The organism is Trinickia camelliae, from assembly GCF_053525655.1.
Map to the genome: position 1 here is coordinate 91733 of NZ_JBCHAA010000020.1, position 21291 is coordinate 113023.

Consider the following 21291-nt stretch of genomic DNA (forward strand, 5'->3'; position numbering starts at 1 on the left):
CGCTGAAAACAAACCGAAAGCTTTGCAAGGGAAATGAGACAAACGTGAAGAAACCCGGCGAGAGCAAGCCCCGCACACGGCGCAAACGCAGCGCGCGTTTCGAGGAGATCGGCGCGGAGGCGGGCGTGAGCGTCGCGACCGTCGACCGCGTGCTCAACGAGCGCGGCAGCGTATCGGCGACGACGCGTGCACGGGTCGTCGCCGCGGCGAAGCGGCTCGCGGTGCCGCGCATCCTGCCGGACACCCGGCATGGGCTGCTGCACATTGACGTGCTGCTGCCGAACAACAGCTCGCCGTTCTTTCAGCGCCTGACGCTCGCGCTGCAGCGTTCGATGCAGATGCTCGACAGGCGCATCGTCGTGCATCGGACGCTCCTTCCCGAGGCCGACGACGCCGTGATCGCCGCCGCGATTCTCGAGCCTCGCCACAAGCGCGCGGGGCTGATCGTGACGACGCACGACACGGCGCCCGTGCGCGATGCGCTCGCCGCCGTGATCGAGCGCGGCGAGCACGTGGTGACGATGGTGACGGACGTCGCGACACCCGGACGCCTCCACTACGCGGGCATCGACAATGTCGCGGCGGGCCGCACAGCGGGCTACTTCGTGGGACGTCTCGCGAAACGTCCCGGGCGTGTGCTGCTGCTCGCGAGCCGCATGGACTATCGCGCGCACATCGACCGCATCGGCGGCTGTCGTGCGGCGCTCGAGGCGTTCCCGGAGTTGGAGTGCACGCCGCTCGTCACCGAGATGTACGACGATGCCGACCGCTGCTATCGCGCGGTGGTGGCAGCGCTCAAGGAGGGCGGGCTTACGGGCATCTACAACAGCGGTTACGGGTCGCCGGGCGTGGAAGCGGCGCTACGGCAATACGGCGCGCACGGCGACGTGGTGTGGGTCGGCCATGAAATGCTCGACACGCACCGCGCGTATATCGAGGAAGGGCTGATGGATGTCGCGATCGATCAGGACCCGGACGGACAGGTGATTTCAGCGCTGCAACATCTGTTGCACGCATGCGGCGTGGTCGAGGATGCGCCGCCGGAGGGGCCGGTGGAGTTTCGTATCTTCTGTCCCGCGAATGTGAGGCGCGGCGCTTATTTGCCGGCGGCTTAGTGCGAAATCAGCGCCCAGTCTCCGTTACGCAAACCTCGCAGGCCGATACGGACGCGCGTCGGTAAACGGCGTTTCGCCCGTCATCATCTCCGCGAGCAAGCGCCCTGTCACAGGTCCCAGCGTCAAGCCATGATGATTGTGGCCGAACGCGAACCATAAACCCCGATGCCTCGGCGCGGGGCCAATGATTGGGCGCATGTCGGGCGTGCACGGCCGTCTGCCGAGCCACGGCTCAGGATCGATACGATCGCCAAGCCCGAACAGCGGTTTGGCGAGCCGCTCGGCGCGTTCGAGTTGAATGCCGGTCGGCGGCGCGTCGCGCTTGGCGATTTCGACGCCGGTGGTGAGACGCAGCCGGCCGCCTTGCATCGGGGCGACCACGTAGCCCTGTTCGATATCGACGACCGGCATCGACAGCATCGTCCGCGCCGGCTGGTAGTGCATGTGATACCCGCGCTTCGCGCGCAGCGGAATGCGGTAGCCGAGCGGGGCGAACACGGTGTCCGACCATGGGCCGAGCGCCACGACGATTTCTTTCGCGCTGATGCGGCCTTCGTTCGTGTCGAGCGTCCAAACATGGTCGCCTTCGCATAGCGACGCGGCATCGCCTCTGAGCAACGTGCCGCCCTCGGCGACGAAGAGGCGCGCATAGCCTTGCGTCAACGCGCCGGGATTCTGTACGCTCTTCGGGTCCTCCCAATGCAGCCCGCCATAGAAGCCTTCACCGATCGCAGGTTCTTTCGCGCGCAGCGCGGCCGCATCGAGCGGCGCCATTCTCAGGCCATGCTCGCGCGCGACGGCCTCCAATACCGGCGCTTCGCTTTCGAACGCCTCGCGCGAGCGAAACGCTTCGATCCAGCCGCTGTCGCGCACGAGTTCGCCAATACCCGCGCGAGCGATCAGCGCATCGTGCTCGATCACGCTTTGGCGAATCAACGGCAGCATGTCGCGCGCGGCGGCGGCGAGCCGCTCAGGCGACGACTCCCACCAGAAGCGCGCGAGCCACGTCGCAAACGAGGGCAGCGCTTTGTAATCCCAGTAGAGATCGGTCGAGTGATTGCGTGCATAGCGCAGCAGCGTGCCGAGCTTGCGCGGGAACGCATACGGCACGACCGACGAGCGCTCGATCAGGCCAGCGTTGCCGAAGCTGGTTTCCTCGCCTGGACCGCGCCGGTCGACGAGCGCGACGCGCCGTCCGCGGTCCTGCAGATGCAGCGCGGACGATACGCCGACAATGCCTGCGCCCAACACGATGACGTCGAAATCCATAGGTTCCTTCAACTGGTACTGATCGAACGCTGCGAGACGGCTGCTTACTTCGCGATGATGTCACGCTGGAAGTACTTCTGCGAGAGCGCCGAGAGCGTGCCGTCTTTCTTGAGCGCATCGAGCGCGCCGTCGACCTTCGCCTGGAGCGCCTTGTCGCCCTTGCGCATGCCGAAGCCCGTGCCTTCGCCGAGCGTCGCCGGGTCTTGCAGCGGATCACCCGCGATCACGTAATCGTGGCCCGCGGGCTTCTTCAGGAAGCCGTCCTCGGCGGTCTGCGCTTCCTGCACGGCGGCGTCGAGTCGTCCGGCGACGAGATCGGCGTACACCTGGTCCTGATCCTGATAGGAGACGACCGTCACGCCTGCGTTCGCCCAATGGGCCTTGAGGAAATCCTCTTGCGACGACCCCTGCAGCACGCCGACGCGCTTGCCTTGCAAGCTCTTCGTATCCGGCATGAGCGGCGAGCCGCGCTTGGCGATCATCACGATCGGCACGACATAGATGGCCGGCGTGAACGTGATGCTCTCCTTGCGCTTCGCGGTGATGTTCATCGCCGAGTTGATGACGTCGAACTTGCGGGCCTGCAGCGCGGGAATCAACCCGTCGAACGCGTTCTCGACCCACACGCACTTCATTTTCAGCTTGGTGCAGACCGCATTGCCGATGTCGATATCGAAGCCTTGCAACTGGCCCGACGGCGACTTGCTTTCAAACGGAGGGTACGAGGCTTCGATGCCGAAGCGCAGCGTATCGGACGACTGGGCGTGGGCGGCGCCGGCGATGCCTGCGAACGCGGCGGCGATGCAGAAAGTGAGCTTCAGGTTCATGGCGGGTCCTGTCTTGGGTAGGGGTACGGCGTAGGCAGAATATAGACGAAGTGTCTACGATGGACTATAGGGGATACGATAATTCCGGGCAACGTTTGGTCAAAAAAGACGGCGTTGGCGCTACGCGAACCGGGAAAAAGAGCCAGAACGCCGGGTCTTTTGCGTCGCTCATCGAGAAAAAGACGGGTACACGAAGATCGCAATCCGCGGTTTTTCGGTGTAACCTAGAAAAGTCTAAATTGGACTGAAAGTCCACATTCACGCATCATGGAGAGAACCGCATGAAAGCAACCGCGACCGTCAATACCGCTCCGCTGCTGGTCAACGAAGAGACCGTGCGCAGCGCGCTTTCCGCGCTCGACATGCGCGGCGCGCTGACGCAAATGTTTCGTGCGCTCGGCAGCGGCAACGCCGTGCAGCCGTCGCAAACGCTGACCTTGTTCCCCGCGAACGCGGGCGACTTCATCACCTACGCGGGCGCCATCGCCGACGCGAAAGTCTTCGGCGCGAAGCTCTCGCCGTATATCGTGACGGGCGCGCGGCCGATCGTGACGGCCTGGACGGCGCTGATGTCGATGGAGACCGGTGAGCCGCTGATGTGGTGCGATGCGGGCTTGCTCACGATCGAGCGCACGGCTGGAACGACTGCGCTTGCCGTCGATACGCTCGCACGCGCCGACGCGCGCCGGCTGGCAGTGGTGGGCGCGGGTGCGGCGGGTCTCGCGCATCTGCGGCACGTTGCGCCGTTGCGCGCGTGGGAGTCGATTCGCGTGTTCTCGCCGGGGCTTGCGCAGGACGCGGAAAAACAAGCGGCGGTATCCAGCATCGATGCACGCGCGGTGGCGAGCGCGAGCGTCGAAGACTGCGTGCGCGATGCCGATGTCGTGATGCTGTGCACGTCGTCGGGCACACCGGTGCTCACCGACGGCATGCTCACGCATCCGGCGCTCGTCACGTCGATCAGCACGAACGTGGCGAACGCGCATGAGATTCCGCCCTCATGGCTGCCCGGCATGGACGTGTATTGCGACTACAAGCGCACGGCGCCCCTTAGCGCTGGCGAGATGAAGCTGGCGACGCAGCATCACGGCTGGCATGCGGAGAAAATCGCGGGCGACCTGCCGGATCTCGTCACGGGCCAGTGCGAAAAACCCGCGTACCAACGGCACGCGTTCTTCCGCTCGATCGGCCAGGGCCTAGAGGATGTCGCGATCGCCTACGAGCTGTACCGCTATTTGACACGGTAGTATTACGGCCGGCTCTCCCGTATCCGCTCACCGAAGACACGCCATTTCCAATGCGCAAGAAAAAAGTCTCGCCCGTCAAAGACCTGCTGCTGACCCGCTATGCGCCGATCGCGGACGGCATCGCCACGCTGTTCTTCCCCTATGCGGAGGTCGTGATCCACGACCTGCACGACCAGACGGTGCTGTACCTTGCGAACAATCTGTCGAAGCGCGAAGTCGGCGACGATTCCGCGCTAGAGGAAATCGATCATTCGGCGCGTGAACGCGTGATCGGTCCTTACGAAAAGCTCAATTGGGACGGCAGGCGCATGCGTTGCGTGAGCAACGTCTTGTTCGACGATCGCGGGGTGCCGGCCGGCATGATGTGCATTAACTTCAACATCGCGGTGTTCGAGGAAGTGCGCTCGACACTCGATCTCTTCATCAAAGGCGCGGGCATCGTCGCGCCGCCCGAAGAACTGTTCCGCGACGACTGGCAGGACCGCATCAACACATTCCTGCACAACTGGCTGCGCGAGCGGCAGATCGGCCTCAACGGTCTGACGCGCGAGCATCGGCGCGAACTGGTCGAAGCGCTCTATGCCGAGGGCGCGTTTCGCGGCAAGAGCTCCGCGAACTATGTCGCCAATGTGCTCGGGATGGGGCGCGCCACTGTCTACAAACATCTGAAGCAGATGAAGGAAGGCGGCGAGTAGCGAGGCCGCGAGGGGCCGCGAGCAAACGCCTTACGCGTAAACACCTACGGTCGCAACGGGTTGTCTATACAAATCGTTGCGGGTATTTTGTCTGCTTTGCATTCGATGCGCATCGACAACAAGCCCATGGCCGACAACAACCCCACCCCGAGCCGTTCCTTCAGAGAACGCCGCACGATCGATTACATCCCGGATAGCGAACGGCACGGCACACTCGCGAGCCAGTTCACGCTATGGCTCGGCGCAAACCTGCAGATCACCGCGATCGTCACGGGCGCGCTCGCGGTCGTGCTCGGCGGCGATGTGTTCTGGTCGCTGATCGGCTTGCTGGTCGGTCAATTGCTGGGCGGCGCGGTGATGGCGCTGCACGGCGCGCAAGGCCCGCGCCTCGGCTTGCCGCAAATGATCTCGAGCCGCGTGCAGTTCGGCGTGTACGGCGCGATCGTGCCGCTCGTGCTGGTCTGCATGATGTACGTCGGTTTCTCGGCGAGCGGAACGGTGCTTGCCGGGCAGGCGATCGGCGCGCTCTTGGGCGTCGAGAACGCCGCCGGCATCTTGATCTTCACGGCGATCGTCGTCGTGCTGACCGTGCTCGGCTATCGCACGATTCACACGCTTGGCCGCGTGACGAGCGTCGTCGGCGTGCTCGCGTTCATCTATATGTTCGTGAAGCTGATGGCCGGGCACGATGTCGGCGCGCTGCTCGCGATCCGTCACTTCTCGCTCGCGAATTTCCTGTTGGCGATGTCGCTGTCGGCGTCGTGGCAGATCGCGTATGGCCCTTACGTCGCCGACTATTCGCGCTATCTGCCGCGCGCCACCTCCGCGCGCAAGACGTTTTGGGCCGTGGGGCTCGGTTCGGTGATCGGCTCGCAAGCTTCGATGGTGTTCGGCGTGTTCGCCGCGGCGCTGGCGGGCAAGCAGTTCTCGGGGCACGAGGTCGCCTTCGTCGTCGGGCTCGGCGCGAGCGGCGCCGCAGCCGCGCTGCTGTACTTCGCGATTGCGCTAGGCAAGCTGACGGTGACGACGCTCAACGCGTACGGCAGCGTGATGTCGATCGCCACGATCGTGACGAGCGTGGGCGGCCGCAAGCAGATATCGGGCCGCGCGAGGCTCTTGTTTATTCTCGCGATGGTCGTCTGTGTGGCGTGGCTCGCGCTGGCGGGACGGCACGCGTTCCTCAAGGAGTTCTCCGCGTTCATCCTGTTCCTGCTTGCGTTCTTCACGCCGTGGAGCGCGATCAATCTGGTCGACTACTACTGGGTGACCAAGGAGCGCTATGACGTGCCCGCGCTATACGACCCGAACGGGCGCTATGGACGCTGGAATGTGCCGGGCGTCGCGATCTACGCGATCGGCGTGCTCGTGCAGATGCCGTTCATTTCGACGAGCTTCTATACCGGGCCGCTCGTCGATCAGCTAGGCGGCACCGATATTTCCTGGATCATCGGGCTCGTCGTGCCGGGCCTTTTGTATTACGTCGTCGCCAAGCAGCGCACGGCCCATATTCCTGATCGGCTGATTCTTCCGGACGACAGCGGCGACGCGGCGGCGCCGGAGTGGGAGACGTCATCGCTTTCCGATGCGCGCCGCGATAAGGTGCGATGACTTATTGACGCGGCTGTTGTCCCTTGAGGAACGGCACATAGCCATTCTGAGTGCGCAGGATTTTGTCGGCGCACTTGTCATAGTCCGACCCTCTCGCGTTGTCCGGACCATACATATCGCGGCATTGCGCGAAGAGGGTTAGCCGCGCGCCAGAACCTTTCGCAACCCGCGTTGCAGAGAAGGAGACGTCGCCCGAACTCGAAGGCACGGCGGTATCGATTGCAACCGCATCGGCGCGCGTCACTTTCGTGTCGGAATGCTTCTCGATGTAGCGCTTGGTGAGCGTCCACGCGGCGTCGCACGTCGCCGGATCGCTGCACTCGACCACCGCATTGCGCTGAGCATCAGCCAGGCTGGATTCGTTGTGGATGAATTCCTGAGCCTGCTGCGCTTGTTTTTCGGCGGACGAGCAAGCCGTGAGTAAAAATGCAACAAGCGCGCAGGCGGTGATCTTTTTCATGAGTCAATTTTCCCTAGCCATGTTCGAGCGCGACGATTATAGCGGTGCGCGAAAGGCGCTTACCGATTTGTGCGCGATGGGCACGAATAGGCCATTGAAAAAGCCGCTCCCGCGAGGACAAATCATCCTATGCTGAGAAGGATCGCATAGCGATGGAGCAAGACGATGAAGATCCTGATGGTAATGACCTCCCACGATCAGTTGGGAAATACCGGCAAGAAAACCGGGTTCTGGCTCGAAGAGTTTGCCGCCCCTTACTACACGTTCCTCGATGCAGACGCGCGTGTCACGATTGCGTCGCCGAAGGGCGGTCAGCCTCCGGTCGATCCGAAGAGCGACACGCCCGAGGGCGAGACGGACATGACAAAGCGGTTCAAGTCGGACCCCGCCGCGCAGCAAGCGCTGGCAAATACGGTCAAGCTTGCTGACGTGAAAGCAAGCGACTATGACGCCATTTTTTATCCAGGAGGCCACGGTCCGCTGTGGGACTTGGCCGAAGACAAGCACTCGATCGCTTTGATCGAAGCTTTCACCAAAACGAAGAAGCCCGTAGGCGCGGTCTGCCATGGACCCTGTGTTTTACGCCACGCCGTGGTCGACGGTCAGCCGATCGTCAAGCACCGGCGTGTCACGGGTTTCACGAATACGGAAGAAGAGGCCGTGCAGTTGACGAACGTCGTGCCGTTTCTCGTGGAGGATGAGCTCAAGCGCCTCGGCGGCATCTTCGAGAGAGGGGACGATTGGCAAAGTTTCGCGGTCACTGACGGCCTCTTGGTGACGGGACAGAATCCGGCTTCGTCGACTGAGGGTGCAAAGCAATTGCTGGCGCTTTTGCGTTGACGCACCAAGCTCACGCTCGGCGAGCGACTCGCCGAGCGTCGATCTGGCGAATGACGTTTCAGTGCCCGAGCGCAAGCGCCGACAAGAACCGCACCATGTGCCCGGCGATTTCGTCGCTCGCTTCGTCGAGCGCGAAATGGCTCGCGTCGAGCAGATGCACCTCGGCATCGGGCACATCGCGTTGATACGCCATGGCGGCATCGACCATGAACGATGCGTCGTGCCTGCCCCATAGCACGAGCGTCGGCGGCCGATGGTCGCGCAAGTAGCGCTGCCACTGCGGATAGCTTTCGACGTTGGTCCGGTAGTCGTAGAAGAGTTCGAGTTGAATATCGACTTGGCCCGGACGCGAGAGGAACGCGAATTCGTCAGTCCACGTGTCGGGGTCGTAGCGTTCCGGATGCGGACTCGTACCGACGTGGCGCAAACGCGTCGCTTCGAACGACAAAAAGTTTGCGCGCACCTTCTCTTCATGCGCGGCGCGATCTCTCCAGAACGCCTTGCGCGGCTCCCATAGCGGCCCGAGCCCTTCGATGTGCGCGACCGCGTTCTGCACGATCAACGCAGAGACCCGCTCGGGATGCGCCTGCGCGAGCCGGAAGCCGACCGGGCCGCCGTAGTCCTGCACAAAGAGCGTGTAGCGCTTGAGTTCCAGCTTGTCGGTGAATCGCTCGATCACCTGCGCGAGCTGATCGAACGTATAGCGGAATTCGCTTGGCGCGGGCGCGCTGCTGTGACCGAAGCCGGGATAGTCCGGCGCGATCAGGCGATAGCGGTCCGCGAGCAGAGGCAACAGCGTTTCGTACATTCGCGATGAAGACGGAAAGCCGTGGAGCAACAGAATGACCGGCGCGTCGCGCGGGCCGGCTTCGCGGTAGAAGATGTCGAGCCCGTCGATCTGCACGGTCTGGTAGCGAATGCTTGCGCGGCTGGATTGCATGTTGACCCTTCCGGTTGAGTGTGGGGTGCGAGCGTGGTGATGGCGAGCGTATCACCGAGCGCACCGCCGACGAAGAACAGATCGGTATCGAGTCCGTTCACGCGTCCTATAGCGCCGCACGCGAAATCGATAGCACGAAAACTTGGTTGGTCCGGCAAGTCGCGGTCCCTACACTGCGAATCATCTTGTTATGACAAGTTGATCGATGCCGCTGCCAGCCCAAACAAATAGAAACGTTGTGCCGCCGATTGTGCGGCCTCTCTACACGCAAATCAAAGACGATTTGCGCGCACGCATCCTCGATGGCCGCTATGCGCCTCACAGCCGGATGCCTTCCGAAAGCGAACTCTGCGCGATGTTCGACGTGAGCCGCATCACCGTGCGGCAAGCGCTCGGCGATCTGCAAAAGGAAGGGCTCGTTTTCAAGCTGCATGGCAAGGGCACCTTTGTGTCGAAGCCGAAGGCGTTTCAAGACGTCACGTCGCTGCAGGGTTTCGCGGAAGCGATGTCGTCGATGGGGCATGAGATCGTCAACCAATTGCGCGGCGTGCGGTTCATCGAGGCCGACAGCCATGTGGCGAGCCGCCTCGCGCTGCCGGAAGCCGCGAAGGTTGCCGAGATTCATCGCGTGCGCTTTCTGAATCGCGAACCTGTTTCGCTCGAAGTGACCTATGTGCCCGAAGCGCTTGGCGTGCGCCTCGCCGCCGCCGACCTGATTGCGCGCGACATCTTCTTGATCATCGAGAACGATTGCGGCGTGCCGCTCGGCCACGCGGACGTGTCGATCGACGCGATGCTCGCGGACGACGAAATCGCGGCTGCGCTCAACGTCGGCGTTGGCGCACCGGTGTTGCGCATCGAACGCTTGACCCACAGCGCCGACGGCAAGCCGATCGACTACGAGTATCTTTATTTTCGCGGCGACGCTTTTCAATATCGCTTGCGCATCGACCGCCGCAAAGCCAAGGACTCCAAACATTCCAAGCAGACCCAGCAATCGAAAGGAACGAAGCGATGAACACGCATGTGCTCGAATACGACGTGGTGGTGGTCGGCGGCGGCACGGCCGGGCCGATGGCCGCTGTCAAAGCGAAGGAACGCAACCCTAAGCTCAACGTGTTGCTGCTGGAGAAAGCGAACGTGAAGAGGAGCGGCGCGATCTCGATGGGCATGGACGGGCTCAACAACGCGGTGATTCCCGGCCACGCGACGCCCGAGCAATACACGAAGGAAATCACCATCGCGAACGACGGCATCGTCGATCAGCGCGCGGTCTATGCGTACGCGAAGCACAGCTTCAAGACGATCGAGGAGCTCGACCGTTGGGGCGTGAAGTTCGAGAAGGATGGCACGGGCGACTATGCGGTGAAGAAAGTGCACCACATGGGCTCGTATGTGCTGCCGATGCCGGAAGGCCACGACATCAAGAAGGTGCTGTACCGGCAGTTGAAGCGCTCGCGCGTGGCGATCACGAATCGCATCGTCGCGACGCGGCTCTTGACCGATGCAGAAGGGCGCGTGAGCGGCGTGCTCGGCTTCGATTGCCGCACGGCCGATTTCTATGTGGTGCGCGCCAAGGCCGTGATCCTGAGCTGCGGCGCGGCGGGGCGCCTAGGCCTGCCCGCATCGGGCTATTTGATGGGCACCTACGAGAACCCGACCAATGCCGGCGACGGCTACGCGATGGCCTACCACGCGGGCGCCGCGCTCGCCAATCTCGAGTGCTTCCAGATCAATCCGCTCATCAAGGACTACAACGGGCCAGCGTGCGCGTACGTGACCGGACCGCTCGGCGGCTTTACGGCGAACGGCAAGGGCGAGCGCTTCATCGAATGCGATTACTGGAGCGGACAGATGATGTGGGAGTTCTATCAGGAGCTGCAAAGCGGCAATGGCCCGGTGTTCCTGAAGCTCGACCATCTCGCCGAAGAAACGATCCAGACGATCGAGCAGATCCTGCACACGAACGAACGCCCGAGCCGCGGACGCTTTCACGCGGGGCGCGGCACCGACTATCGGACGCAGATGGTCGAAATGCACATCTCGGAGATCGGCTTTTGCAGCGGGCATAGCGCGTCGGGCGTCTACGTGAACGAGCGCGCGGAGACGACCGTGCCGGGGCTTTATGCGGCAGGCGACATGGCGGCGGTCCCGCACAACTACATGCTCGGCGCGTTCACGTATGGCTGGTTCGCGGGCGAGAACGCGGCGGACTACGTCGCGGGCCGCGAGCATGCGCCGCTCGACGAAGCGCAGGTGGCCGCCGAACGCGCGCGCGTGCTTGCGCCGCTCGAACGCGAGTCGGGGCTCGCGCCGGCGCAAGTCGAATACAAGCTGCGGCGCATGGTCAATGATTACCTGCAACCGCCGAAAGTCACGCGCAAGATGGAAATCGGTCTGCAACGTTTCGCCGAAATCGCCGACGACATCGACGCGATCAAAGCGAACAGTCCGCACGAGCTGATGCGCGCGGCCGAAGTGCGCGCGATTCGCGATTGCGCGGAGATGGCGGCGCGCGCGTCGCTCTTTCGCACCGAGAGCCGCTGGGGGCTGTATCACCACCGCGTCGACTACCCACAGCGCAACGACGCCGAATGGTTCTGCCACACGCATCTGCACAAGGACGCGGACGGCAACATGACGAGCATGAAGCGTCCCGTCGAACCCTACATCGTCGCGCTCGGTGAGCGCGAAAGCGATGCCTACCGAACCCTGCGCATCGACGCCAACGCCGGCGAGCGTGCGCTTGCTGCTTGATTGCTGCTTGATTGCCGCTTAATTGCCGCTTGAGGAGTCCACGATGTCCTATACGCCGCACGATATTTTTCAGCGCAGCGCCGCACCCGTCACGATCGACGCCGACAAGTGCATTGCCGATAAAGGCTGCACGGTCTGCGTCGACGTATGCCCGCTAGACCTGCTTGCGATCGATATCGAAAAGGGCAGCGCCTATATGAAGTTCGACGAATGCTGGTACTGCATGCCGTGCGAGAAGGATTGCCCGACGGGCGCCGTCAAAGTCGATATTCCCTATTTGTTGCGCTAACCCCTTTCGAGCAAACGCCGATGACACATTCCGCGCCCCCCCTGAATTTCGATCCCGCCGCGCTCGACGAAGATGCGGCCGCGTTGCTGCCGCGTCTGGCGTCGAACGATGCAGCGGTGCGGCGCATCGCGTTGATCGAGCTGGCCGATCTCGAAGACGAGCGTCTGATCGAGCCGATCACCGCCGCATTGCGTAACGACGCTGCGGAGCAAGTGCGCGCCGAAGCGGCTCGCCTGCTCGGCGCGTGGGAACGCGATGACGTCGTCGAAGCGCTGTGCGCGGCGTTGGTCGATCCATCGCGAGAGGTTCGCGAAGCCGCGGCCCACAGTCTCGCCGAAGCGAAGCACGCGCAATCGGGTGCGATTCTCACGCGCTGGAGCAGACATGCCGACGCGTTCGTGCGGGGCGCTGTGCTGCGTGCGCTTCGCGAGCTTCGCCATGCCGGCGCGTTCGATCCGGCGATGTTTGCGCTTAGCGATGACGATGCAACGGTGCGTCTCGAGGCAGTCGGCGTGCTCGGCTGGCTGAAGGACGAGCGGGCGCTGCCCGCGCTGACGGCGTTGACCGTGACCGAGCCGAACGCGCAGATCCGCCGTGCCGCGATCGGCGCGCTTGGGTTTGCGGCTGCGACGCAGGCTCCGGTGGCGGCGGCCGTCGATGCGCTTTTAGTCGCGTTGCGTGACTCCGCGTGGCAGGTCCGCGAGGAAGCCGCGGCGACGCTCGGCAAGCTGCACGCGCAGGCGGCACGCGACGCCCTGATCGCCGCGCTCGACGACGAATACTGGCAAGTGCGGCTGCAAGCGGCACGCGCGCTCGGCAAACTGCGCGACGCGTCTGCGAGCGAACCTCTCGCGGCGCTGCTTACGCACGCGATCAGCAATTTGCGCAAGGAAGCCGCGCTGGCGCTCGGTGAAATCGGCGCGCGCAGCGTGTTGCCGGCGCTGCACGCAGCGGCGTCGGACGCGGACCCGGAGGTTCGCAAGGCGGTGCGCATCGCGCTTGCGCAGATCGAAACAAGCAACCGGTGAACACGCAGAAATGGACGCTCCCCAACGCATCGCGCTGAACAGAACGGCGCGCACCCTCACGGTCCATTGGCAAGACGGGCGAGTGGACGAATTCAGCGACTCGACGCTGCGCGCGAATTGCCCATGCTCCGTGTGCCGGCGCATTCGTCTGCGAGGCCGGACGATCGCTGCGCCCGACGATGTGGCGGTATTCAGCATTCAACCGATGGCATACGGTATACAACTGGTGTTCAGTGACGGCCACGAGCAGGGCATCTACCCGTGGGCCTATCTCGACGCGCTTGCGGCGCGTGCTTCGGTGCTCTGCGCGTAAAGCGCTTCCGGTTGGGCGAAGACGCGCGGAACACGCCGGCGCGCCAAGCGGCGTAGAATCGGCAGGGCCGCTTTAGGCGGGGCCGCTTTCGGCGGTATGTTGTATACCCGATCCGCCATACCATGCCCGACTTGCTTCCCGTTGCCGCCGCATCCCATTCGCTCGACGCATTGCACGACTTCGTGCGCCGCCATCCGCGCCTGTTCGTGCTGACCGGCGCCGGCATCAGCACCGATTCCGGCATTCCCGGCTATCGCGACGAGCACGGTCGATGGATGCGCTCTCAGCCGATTCAATTGCAGGAATTCCTCGGCTCGGATCAGGCGCGCCGGCGCTATTGGGCGCGCAGCATGGTCGGCTGGCCGGTGGTCGGCAAGGCGCAACCGAACGCCGCGCATCATGCGCTCGCGAAGATCGAAAGGGCGGGGCACGTCGGCCGCCTCGTCACGCAGAACGTCGACGGCCTGCACCAGCGCGCGGGCAGCGCCGAAGTGATCGAACTGCACGGCAGCATCGGCCATGTGGCATGCCTCGATTGCGGCGCCGAGCACACGCGCGCGGCGATCCAGCCGCGCCTCGAAGCCGACAATCCCGCGCTCGTCGACGCCGTCGCCGCGCCCGCCGCCGATGGCGACGCCCACCTCGAATGGCACGACCTCGACAACTTCCGCATTCCCGCGTGTCCGCATTGCGGCGGAATGCTCAAACCGTCCGTCGTGTTCTTCGGCGAAAACGTGCCGCGCGAACGCGTCGACGCCGCTGCGGCATCGCTGGAAAAAGCGGATGCGATGCTCGTCGTCGGCTCGTCGCTGATGGTGTACTCGGGGTATCGCTTTTGCGTGTGGGCTGAAAAGATGGGCAAGCCGATCGCGGCCGTGAATCTCGGTCACACACGCGCCGACGCATTGTTGACGCTGAAGGTGCCGGCCCCTTGCGGCCATGTGCTGACGGCGCTCGCCGCGCGTATCAGCGGCGAAGACGCCTAGCCACGCCGCCCACCAGACGCCCACCCAGGAAAGCAAGGACAACCACCGTGCCGGACGACTCCCTCTCGACAGCGCGCCAAAGCGCACCCGCCGCGGAGCGCAATCGCGATCCGATCCTCGCCGTGTTGCGGCGCGTGTTGCCGCCGAGCGGTCTCGTGCTGGAGATCGCGAGCGGCACGGGCCAGCACGCCGTGCATTTTTCCGCGGCGCTTCCCGAGCTCGAATGGCAGCCGAGCGACCCAACGCCGGAAGCGCGCGCATCGATCGAAGCCTGGCGCACGCACACCGCGCTGTCGAATCTGCGCGCGCCGCTCGATCTCGACGTGACGCGCGAGCCGTGGCCGATCATGGCGGCGGATGCAGTCGTCTGCATCAACATGATCCACATCGCGCCGTGGGCCGCGGCGCAGGCGCTGATGGCAGGCGCGGGGCGCGTGCTCGGCGCGGGCGGCGTGCTGGTGTTATACGGGCCGTATCGACGCAACGGCGCGCACACAGCGGAGTCGAACGATGTGTTCGACAAGCAATTGAAAAGCCGCAACCCCGAATGGGGCGTACGCGACATGGAGGCCGTCGCGGATCTCGCGGCGCAGGAGGGCTTCTCGGTGAGCGATGTCGTCGCGATGCCCGCGAACAATTTCAGCGTCGTGTTTCGCAAGGAAGCGTACGGCGATTGAGGTGGAAACAGGCGGCACGTAAAGCATGCGCCGTGCTCTGCCCGCACGACATCGGCGGCGCATTTCTTTTATCCTTGTCGCTGCGCCGTGTGCTGACCGGCGAAGCACGGGTTTCAACTGGAGATTTCGACAATGGGCAAACAAGCAATCGGCGTAGTCGGTCTGGCGGTCATGGGCCGCAACTTGGCGCTGAACATCGAGAGTCGCGGGCATGCCGTGTCCGTCTACAACCGCAGCAGCACGAAAACCGACGAACTGATCGCCGAGTTTCCCGAGCGCAAGCTCGTGCCGACGTACACGCTCGAGGAATTCGTCGAATCGCTGGAAACGCCGCGCCGCATTCTGCTGATGGTCAAGGCGGGCGAGCCGACCGACGCCACGATCGCCGCGCTCAAGCCGCTGCTCGACGAGGGCGACATCCTGATCGACGGCGGCAACACGCACTTCACCGATACGATCCGCCGCAATCAGGATCTTGCGAAATTGAAGCTGCATTTCATCGGCACCGGCGTGTCGGGCGGCGAAGAGGGCGCGCTGAAGGGCCCGTCGATCATGCCCGGCGGCCCGCGCGACGCGTATGACCTGGTCGCGCCGATCCTCACCGAGATCGCCGCCAAGGCGCCCGACGGCGAGCCGTGCGTCGCGTACATGGGCCCTGACGGCGCGGGCCACTTCGTGAAGATGGTCCACAACGGCATCGAGTACGGCGACATGCAATTGATCGCCGAGAGCTATTCGGTGCTCAAGAACGTGCTCGGGCTGTCGAACGCGGAACTCGGCAAGGTCTATACCGAGTGGAACCAGGGCGAGCTCGACAGCTATCTGATCGAAATCACCTCGAAGATTTTCAGCAAGAAGGATGAAGAGACCGGCCAGGATCTCGTCGACGTGATCCTCGACCGCGCCGCGCAAAAAGGCACCGGCAAGTGGACGAGCCAGAACGCGCTCGATCTCGGCGTGCCGCTGCCGCTGATCACCGAATCGGTGTTCGGGCGCGTGCTGTCGTCGCTGAAGACCGAGCGCGTCGCGGCGAGCAAGGTGCTCACCGGGCCCGTCGCGAAACCGTTCGCAGGCGACCGCGCGGCGTTTATCGAAGCCGTGCGCCGTGCGCTCTATTTCAGCAAGGTGATTTCGTACGCGCAGGGCTTCGCCCAACTGCGCGCGGCTTCGGCGGAATACAACTGGAATCTCGAGTTCGGCGGAATCGCCAAAATCTTCCGCGCGGGCTGCATCATCCGCGCGCGCTTTCTGCAGAAGATCACCGACGCCTACGCGAAAGATCCGGCGCTCGCGAACCTGCTGCTCGATCCGTATTTCAGCGAAATCGCGGCGAACTACCAGTCCGCTTTACGCGACGTGGTGACCTCGGCGGTGGCGGCCGGCGTGCCGGTGCCGGCGTTTGCGTCGGCGATCGCGTATTTCGACGGCTATCGCTCGGAGCGCCTGCCCGCGAATCTGGTTCAGGCCCAGCGCGACTTCTTCGGCGCCCACACGTTCGAGCGCATCGACCGCGCGGGGAGCTTCCACGCCAACTGGTCCTGATTCTCGCGGCACTGCAGCACGACCCAGCAAGCGATGCGGGGCGGATTCGCCGAAAGGCGGGACCGCCCCGCGTTTTTTTCGACGACCGCCGCGAAAATGCGCCCTGATTACCTATATCCGCATCGGTAAAGAGGATTTTGATATCTCAATTGTTTCGAATTTTGGAAAACTGTTTACGTGAAATGGGGGTTTTCCCTAGGCGAGTGAGTGACTAGACTTTCGTCAATCGCTGCAGACATGTTGTGTGCAGTGAATCAAAAAAACTTGGAGGTAATGTCATGAAATCGCTCGTTTATGCTGTCGTCGCTGCTGCCGCCGTGTTCGCTGCTCCGGTCGCTTCTTTCGCACAATCGAACCAACAGCCGCTGACTCGCGCTGAAGTGAAGGCCGATCTCGTCAAGGTCGAGCAAGCCGGTTTCAACCCCGCCGCGCACAGCCCGTACTATCCGGCCGACATCCAGGCCGCTGAAGCTAAAGTGAACGCGCAAAGCGGTGCTCAAGTTCAAGCGGTCGCCGATACCAGCGGTTATGGCGGCAGCACCGGCGGTGCGACGCAATCGGGCGCGATCGCTCGTCCGATGAATGTCGACGGCGTGCATCCGCTGTACTTCGGCCGTTAATCGTCGAGGTTGGTCGCTGAATGTCATGCAGTTGAAAGGCGGATGGGCGTGTAAGTCATTCGCAAGCTGTACGAAGCAGTAAGCCGACTCAACTGGCTCGCCGCTCTCCCGCAAGGGAAGAAGCGCGAGCCAGTTTCTATTTGTGCACCCCGTGTGCGCCCCGTGTTTGCCCCGTTCTGGGGGCGTCGAATTTTTCTTGCATGCTCGCCCCCGCATGCTGATCCCGCGCAGAGACACGACACCGAGACCCTGCGAGAATGCGCGGCTTTCGGCCAGTTCGGACTCTCGCCGGCCTTCGAACCAACCGGCGTGTCAGGTGTCATTCTTGCGACGGCTCTCGCTACGGCGGTTACCATACTTGGCGCATGGTCTCGGAGCTGGCTTCATGACGATTATTCGTGGATAGGGGCAAACATGAGAACGACAAGCTTCTTCGCGCGCGGACACCGCGCACTGGCACGAACGGCGCTGCTTCTAGCGGGCGTGGCCTTGATCGGCGGCTGCACGAGCACGCCGTGGAACGAGACGTTCGCTCCGCGCCCGTCGCCCGCGCCCGTCGCGGCGGGCTACTACCGTGTCAATGCCGGTGACACGCTCGCGAGCATCGCCGCCGCTTACGGCCAGCGCCCGCAGGACCTCGCGAGCTGGAACCGCATGCCGGTGAACGCACCGGTCGTGCCGGGGCAGGTGCTGCGCGTGGCGCCGCCCGTCGCCGGAGCGGTTGCGAATCCGGTGGCGCCGCCGGGACCGGCGCCCGCTGGAACCGCGCCGATTCACTTCTCTTGGCCTGCGCGCGGTGCGGTCGTCGTGCGGTTCGAGGCGGGCAAGTCGAAAGGGATCGTGATCGCCGGGGCGCCGGGCGAAGCCGTCACGGCGGCGGCGGATGGGCGTGTCGTCTACGTCGGCACGGCGATTCCGGAATACGGGCCGCTGATCGTCATCAAGCACAGCGACAATCTCGTCTCCGCCTACGGACACGCGGGCAAACTGCTCGTGAACGAAGGCGATGCGGTGCGAGCGGGGCAGCCGATCGGGGAGATGGCCACCGACGCCAACGGCCGCGGCACCATCGAATTCGAAATCCGCCGCGACGGCACGCCGGTCGATCCGCTCAATTACTTGCCGCGCGCGGGCGGTTGAGTGACGGCTGAGTAAGGCGTTCGGCGCGCAGCACGCCTTGCTTCGCGAGACTTCGTCGTCGCCAACGCGCCGTCGCCAAACGCGCAACGCGAAATTGCGTACACTTCCTAGCTTGCGTGCATCGAGACGCGCAGCGGCCTTCCGTGCCGCTGCGCCGCCGCAAGCGTGCCGCCGACTTTGCGATCGCGCCGACGCGATCGCGTTCATCGCCATCCACAGGAAGTGCCACATGATCGACCTCCGCAGCGATACCGTTACTCGTCCCAGCCCCGCCATGCTTGCCGCGATGAGCGCCGCCGAAACCGGCGACGACGTCTGGGGCGACGACCCGACCGTCATCCGCCTGCAGGCAGCCGTTGCCGAGCGCACTGGCAAGGAAGCTGGCCTCTTTTTTCCGAGCGGCACGCAAAGCAATCTCGCGGCGCTGATGTCGCATTGCGAGCGCGGTGACGAGTACATCGTCGGCCAGCTTGCTCACACGTACAAATACGAAGGCGGTGGCGCGGCGGTGCTCGGCAGCATTCAACCGCAGCCGATCGAGAACGCCGCCGACGGCTCGCTGCCGATCGACAAGATCGCGGCCGTGATCAAGCCGATCGACGATCACTTCGCGCGCACGCGTTTGCTTGCGCTCGAGAATACGATCGGCGGCAAGGTGCTGCTGGCAGGCTACGTGACGGAGGCGACGGCGTTTGCGAAGAGCCGCGGACTCGCCACGCATCTGGACGGCGCGCGCGTGTTCAACGCGGCGGTCGCGTCGGGGCGGCCGGTCGCCGAGTTGGGCGCGTCGTTCGATTCGATTTCGATCTGTTTTTCGAAGGGACTGGCCGCGCCCGTCGGCTCAGTGCTCGTCGGGAGCCGCGCGTTGCTCGAGCGAGCGCGCCGCTGGCGCAAGATGCTCGGCGGCGGCATGCGGCAGTCAGGCGTGCTGGCGGCCGCTTGCTTGTATGCGCTCGAGCACAACGTCGAGCGTCTCGCCGAAGATCATGCCAACGCCGAGCATCTGGCGCGCGGGCTCGCGCAGATCGAGCAGGTCCGCGTCCAATCGCAGGCGACCAACATGGTGTTCGTGCAGTTTCCGCAAGAACATTGCGCGCCGCTCGAGGCGTGGCTCAAGGAGCGCGGCATCCTCACGCAAATGCTGTACGCGTCGCGCTTCGTCACGCATCGCGATGTGACGCGCGGCGATATCGATACGTTCGTTGCGGCAGTGAAGGACTATTTCGCGCAGTGAACGCGCGGTAGGTGCCTACCGCGTGGCCCCTTCCGTACCCGCGCATGGCATGCGGTATACCGAATGCAGGATTGGGTATACCCAATCCTGCATGCCGCTATCGCGCCTGCCGTCCCGCGCGATGGTCCGCCGCGAAGAGACGCAGGCTGCTCGCCACGGCGGCCAAGCCTGAGAACACGGCGCCCGCCGCCAGCGCGAGCGTCGGGCCGTGCTGGCCCGCAATCCCGAATCCCAACGCGACGAGCGCCGCGCCGGTCGCTTGCCCGATGAGCCGCGAGGTCGCGATGATGCCGCTCGCGCCGCCGCTGCGCTCGGGCGGCGCGCTGGACATCAGCGCCTTGAGATTCGGCGATTGGAAAAAGCCGAAGCCCGCGCCGCAAATCGCCATGCGCGTGATGATGTCGGCGACGGGAGGATGCGCCGGCAACAGCGCGAGCGACGCCATCCCCGCCGACAAGATCGCGAGCCCGATGCCGCCGAGCAGCCCCGGCGGATAGCGGTCGGACAGACGCCCCGCGATCGGCGCGGCCAGCGCGACGACGACGGGCCAGGGCGTCATCAGGAAACCGGTCTCGACTTGCGTGCGGTGCAGGATCCCCTCGAAATAGAACGGCAGCGAAACGAACGCGAGCCCTTGCGCCGCGAATGAACAGACCGCGGTGAGCGCCGACAGCGTGAACACTGGCCGCTTGAACAGATCGACGGGCAGCATCGGCGCGGGGTGTCCCGCTTCGCGGCGGATCAGCATCCAGCCGAACACGAGCGTGACCGCCGCGGCCGCGAGCACGAAGCGCGTATCGGCGCGCTGCGCGGCGCCGCCGAGCGCGAGGATCAGCGCCGCGAACGTGACCACGTTCAACAGCGCCGCGCCGATGTCGAAGTGGTGTTTGCCGCGCGGCGTCTGCGGCAGCGACGGCAACGCGAACGCGAGCGCCGCGATCCCGATCGGCACGTTCACCGCGAACAACCACGGCCAATTGGCGACCGACAAGATCAGCGACGCCACGGTCGGCCCCACGGCAAATGCCACGCCGACGATGAGCGCGTTCATCCCGACGCCGCGTCCGAGCCGGTGCGGCGGATAGATGAAGCGGATCAGCGCGATATTGACGCTCATGATCGCGCTCGCGCCGAGCCCTTGCAGCACGCGCGCGCCGGCAAGCGTCGGCAGCGACGAGGCGAGCCCGCAGACGAGCGATGCCCCCGTGAAGATCGCGACACCCGCGATATAGATGCGCCGGTGGCCGACGATGTCGCCGAGCGCCGCGAGCGGCAGCAGCGTGGCGACCATCGCGAGCTGATAGGCGTTGACGATCCACACCGACGCGGCAGGGGAGGCGTGCAGGTCGACGGCGATCGTCGGCAAGGCGGTGTTGGCGATCGCGGTATCGAGCGTGGCGAGCGCGACCGCGAGCATGATCGCGACGATCGCGCGGCGGTCGCGCGCGCTCATCGGGGTATCGACAGGGAGGTCGGCTGGCGCGCGGGCCGCGTTCGCCTCGGCGTTCGGAGGGATGGTGTTCTGCACGGTTGAGCGTCTTGAAGCGTGGGCGGAGGTGCGCCGAATCGAAGGGATGCTGCGGCGCACCGAGCGATTGTCACAGAGTCGCGGAAAACGTGCAGAAGGCGCTTTCCAATTGGCTTTCGGGTGGTTCTTGATTGGCTTGCAAAGGGGCGAACCCGGGGCCCATCCTGGTTGGGTGC

21 protein-coding genes are annotated in these 21291 nt (G+C 64.3%); 16 read left to right on the plus strand and 5 right to left on the minus strand.

What is annotated here, in order from left to right:
* The first annotated feature begins 44 nt into the window (after positions 1–44).
* Entirely contained in the window at positions 45–1115 is a 1071-nt protein-coding gene (locus AAHK20_RS28195) for a LacI family DNA-binding transcriptional regulator (protein ID WP_449184783.1), read from the plus strand.
* 24 nt (positions 1116–1139) lie between these two features.
* Here AAHK20_RS28195 and AAHK20_RS28200 read toward each other — a convergent pair whose 3' ends face one another.
* Entirely contained in the window at positions 1140–2384 is a 1245-nt protein-coding gene (locus tag AAHK20_RS28200; RefSeq protein WP_449184784.1) for an NAD(P)/FAD-dependent oxidoreductase, read from the minus strand.
* A gap of 44 nt (positions 2385–2428) precedes the next feature.
* Positions 2429–3211, minus strand: coding sequence for an ABC transporter substrate-binding protein (locus tag AAHK20_RS28205; protein ID WP_449184785.1), 783 nt, complete (start codon positions 3209–3211; stop codon positions 2429–2431).
* 281 nt (positions 3212–3492) lie between these two features.
* Here AAHK20_RS28205 and AAHK20_RS28210 point away from each other — a divergent pair, with 281 nt between their 5' ends.
* From AAHK20_RS28210 to AAHK20_RS28220, 3 genes are all read left to right on the plus strand, one after another.
* A complete protein-coding gene (locus AAHK20_RS28210; RefSeq protein WP_449184786.1) occupies positions 3493–4458 on the plus strand; it encodes an ornithine cyclodeaminase family protein in 966 nt (321 codons plus the stop codon).
* A 50-nt stretch (positions 4459–4508) separates the two neighbouring features.
* On the plus strand, positions 4509–5153 hold the full coding sequence (locus AAHK20_RS28215; protein ID WP_449184787.1) for a helix-turn-helix transcriptional regulator: 645 nt from the start codon (positions 4509–4511) through the stop codon (positions 5151–5153).
* Positions 5154–5279: 126 nt separating this feature from the next.
* Entirely contained in the window at positions 5280–6761 is a 1482-nt protein-coding gene (locus AAHK20_RS28220) for a purine-cytosine permease family protein (RefSeq protein ID WP_449184788.1), read from the plus strand.
* 1 nt (position 6762) lies between these two features.
* Here the strand turns inward: AAHK20_RS28220 and AAHK20_RS28225 are convergent, their stop codons facing one another.
* A complete protein-coding gene (locus AAHK20_RS28225) occupies positions 6763–7221 on the minus strand; it encodes a putative periplasmic lipoprotein (protein WP_449184789.1) in 459 nt (152 codons plus the stop codon).
* Positions 7222–7386: 165 nt separating this feature from the next.
* On the opposite strand from AAHK20_RS28225, the gene AAHK20_RS28230 reads away from it, so the two are divergent.
* Positions 7387–8061, plus strand: a complete 675-nt coding sequence (locus AAHK20_RS28230; RefSeq protein ID WP_449184790.1) for a type 1 glutamine amidotransferase domain-containing protein — start codon at positions 7387–7389, stop codon at positions 8059–8061.
* Positions 8062–8119: 58 nt separating this feature from the next.
* Here AAHK20_RS28230 and AAHK20_RS28235 read toward each other — a convergent pair whose 3' ends face one another.
* Positions 8120–9001 carry an alpha/beta fold hydrolase gene (locus AAHK20_RS28235; protein WP_449184791.1) on the minus strand — a complete coding sequence of 294 codons (882 nt, stop codon included), beginning with the start codon at positions 8999–9001 and terminating at the stop codon, positions 8120–8122.
* A 205-nt stretch (positions 9002–9206) separates the two neighbouring features.
* Here AAHK20_RS28235 and AAHK20_RS28240 point away from each other — a divergent pair, with 205 nt between their 5' ends.
* From AAHK20_RS28240 to ltaE, 11 genes are all read left to right on the plus strand, one after another.
* Positions 9207–10019 carry a GntR family transcriptional regulator gene (locus tag AAHK20_RS28240; protein WP_449184792.1) on the plus strand — a complete coding sequence of 271 codons (813 nt, stop codon included), beginning with the start codon at positions 9207–9209 and terminating at the stop codon, positions 10017–10019.
* Positions 10016–11758, plus strand: coding sequence for a fumarate reductase/succinate dehydrogenase flavoprotein subunit (locus tag AAHK20_RS28245; protein ID WP_449184793.1), 1743 nt, complete (start codon positions 10016–10018; stop codon positions 11756–11758). The genes AAHK20_RS28240 and AAHK20_RS28245 overlap by 4 nt, the downstream gene beginning before the upstream one ends.
* 43 nt (positions 11759–11801) lie before the next feature.
* Positions 11802–12047, plus strand: coding sequence for a 4Fe-4S dicluster domain-containing protein (locus AAHK20_RS28250; protein WP_449184794.1), 246 nt, complete (start codon positions 11802–11804; stop codon positions 12045–12047).
* Positions 12048–12067: 20 nt separating this feature from the next.
* A complete protein-coding gene (locus tag AAHK20_RS28255; protein ID WP_449184795.1) occupies positions 12068–13075 on the plus strand; it encodes a HEAT repeat domain-containing protein in 1008 nt (335 codons plus the stop codon).
* Between the two features lie 10 nt (positions 13076–13085).
* Entirely contained in the window at positions 13086–13388 is a 303-nt protein-coding gene (locus tag AAHK20_RS28260; RefSeq protein ID WP_449184796.1) for a DUF971 domain-containing protein, read from the plus strand.
* A 122-nt stretch (positions 13389–13510) separates the two neighbouring features.
* A complete protein-coding gene (locus tag AAHK20_RS28265; protein WP_449184797.1) occupies positions 13511–14374 on the plus strand; it encodes an NAD-dependent protein deacetylase in 864 nt (287 codons plus the stop codon).
* A 47-nt stretch (positions 14375–14421) separates the two neighbouring features.
* Positions 14422–15051 (plus strand): DUF938 domain-containing protein, encoded by a 630-nt coding sequence (locus tag AAHK20_RS28270; protein ID WP_449184798.1) that lies wholly within the window; start codon positions 14422–14424, stop codon positions 15049–15051.
* A 132-nt stretch (positions 15052–15183) separates the two neighbouring features.
* Positions 15184–16593, plus strand: a complete 1410-nt coding sequence (gene gnd / locus AAHK20_RS28275) for an NADP-dependent phosphogluconate dehydrogenase (protein ID WP_449184799.1) — start codon at positions 15184–15186, stop codon at positions 16591–16593.
* A 278-nt stretch (positions 16594–16871) separates the two neighbouring features.
* Entirely contained in the window at positions 16872–17213 is a 342-nt protein-coding gene (locus AAHK20_RS28280) for a DUF4148 domain-containing protein (RefSeq protein WP_449184800.1), read from the plus strand.
* Positions 17214–17627: 414 nt separating this feature from the next.
* Positions 17628–18353 carry a peptidoglycan DD-metalloendopeptidase family protein gene (locus AAHK20_RS28285; protein WP_449184801.1) on the plus strand — a complete coding sequence of 242 codons (726 nt, stop codon included), beginning with the start codon at positions 17628–17630 and terminating at the stop codon, positions 18351–18353.
* Between the two features lie 229 nt (positions 18354–18582).
* Positions 18583–19587 carry a low-specificity L-threonine aldolase gene (gene ltaE, locus AAHK20_RS28290; protein WP_449184802.1) on the plus strand — a complete coding sequence of 335 codons (1005 nt, stop codon included), beginning with the start codon at positions 18583–18585 and terminating at the stop codon, positions 19585–19587.
* A 97-nt stretch (positions 19588–19684) separates the two neighbouring features.
* On the opposite strand, the gene AAHK20_RS28295 is transcribed toward ltaE, so the two are convergent.
* Positions 19685–21040, minus strand: a complete 1356-nt coding sequence (locus AAHK20_RS28295) for an MFS transporter (protein WP_449184843.1) — start codon at positions 21038–21040, stop codon at positions 19685–19687.
* Positions 21041–21291: the final 251 nt, after the last annotated feature.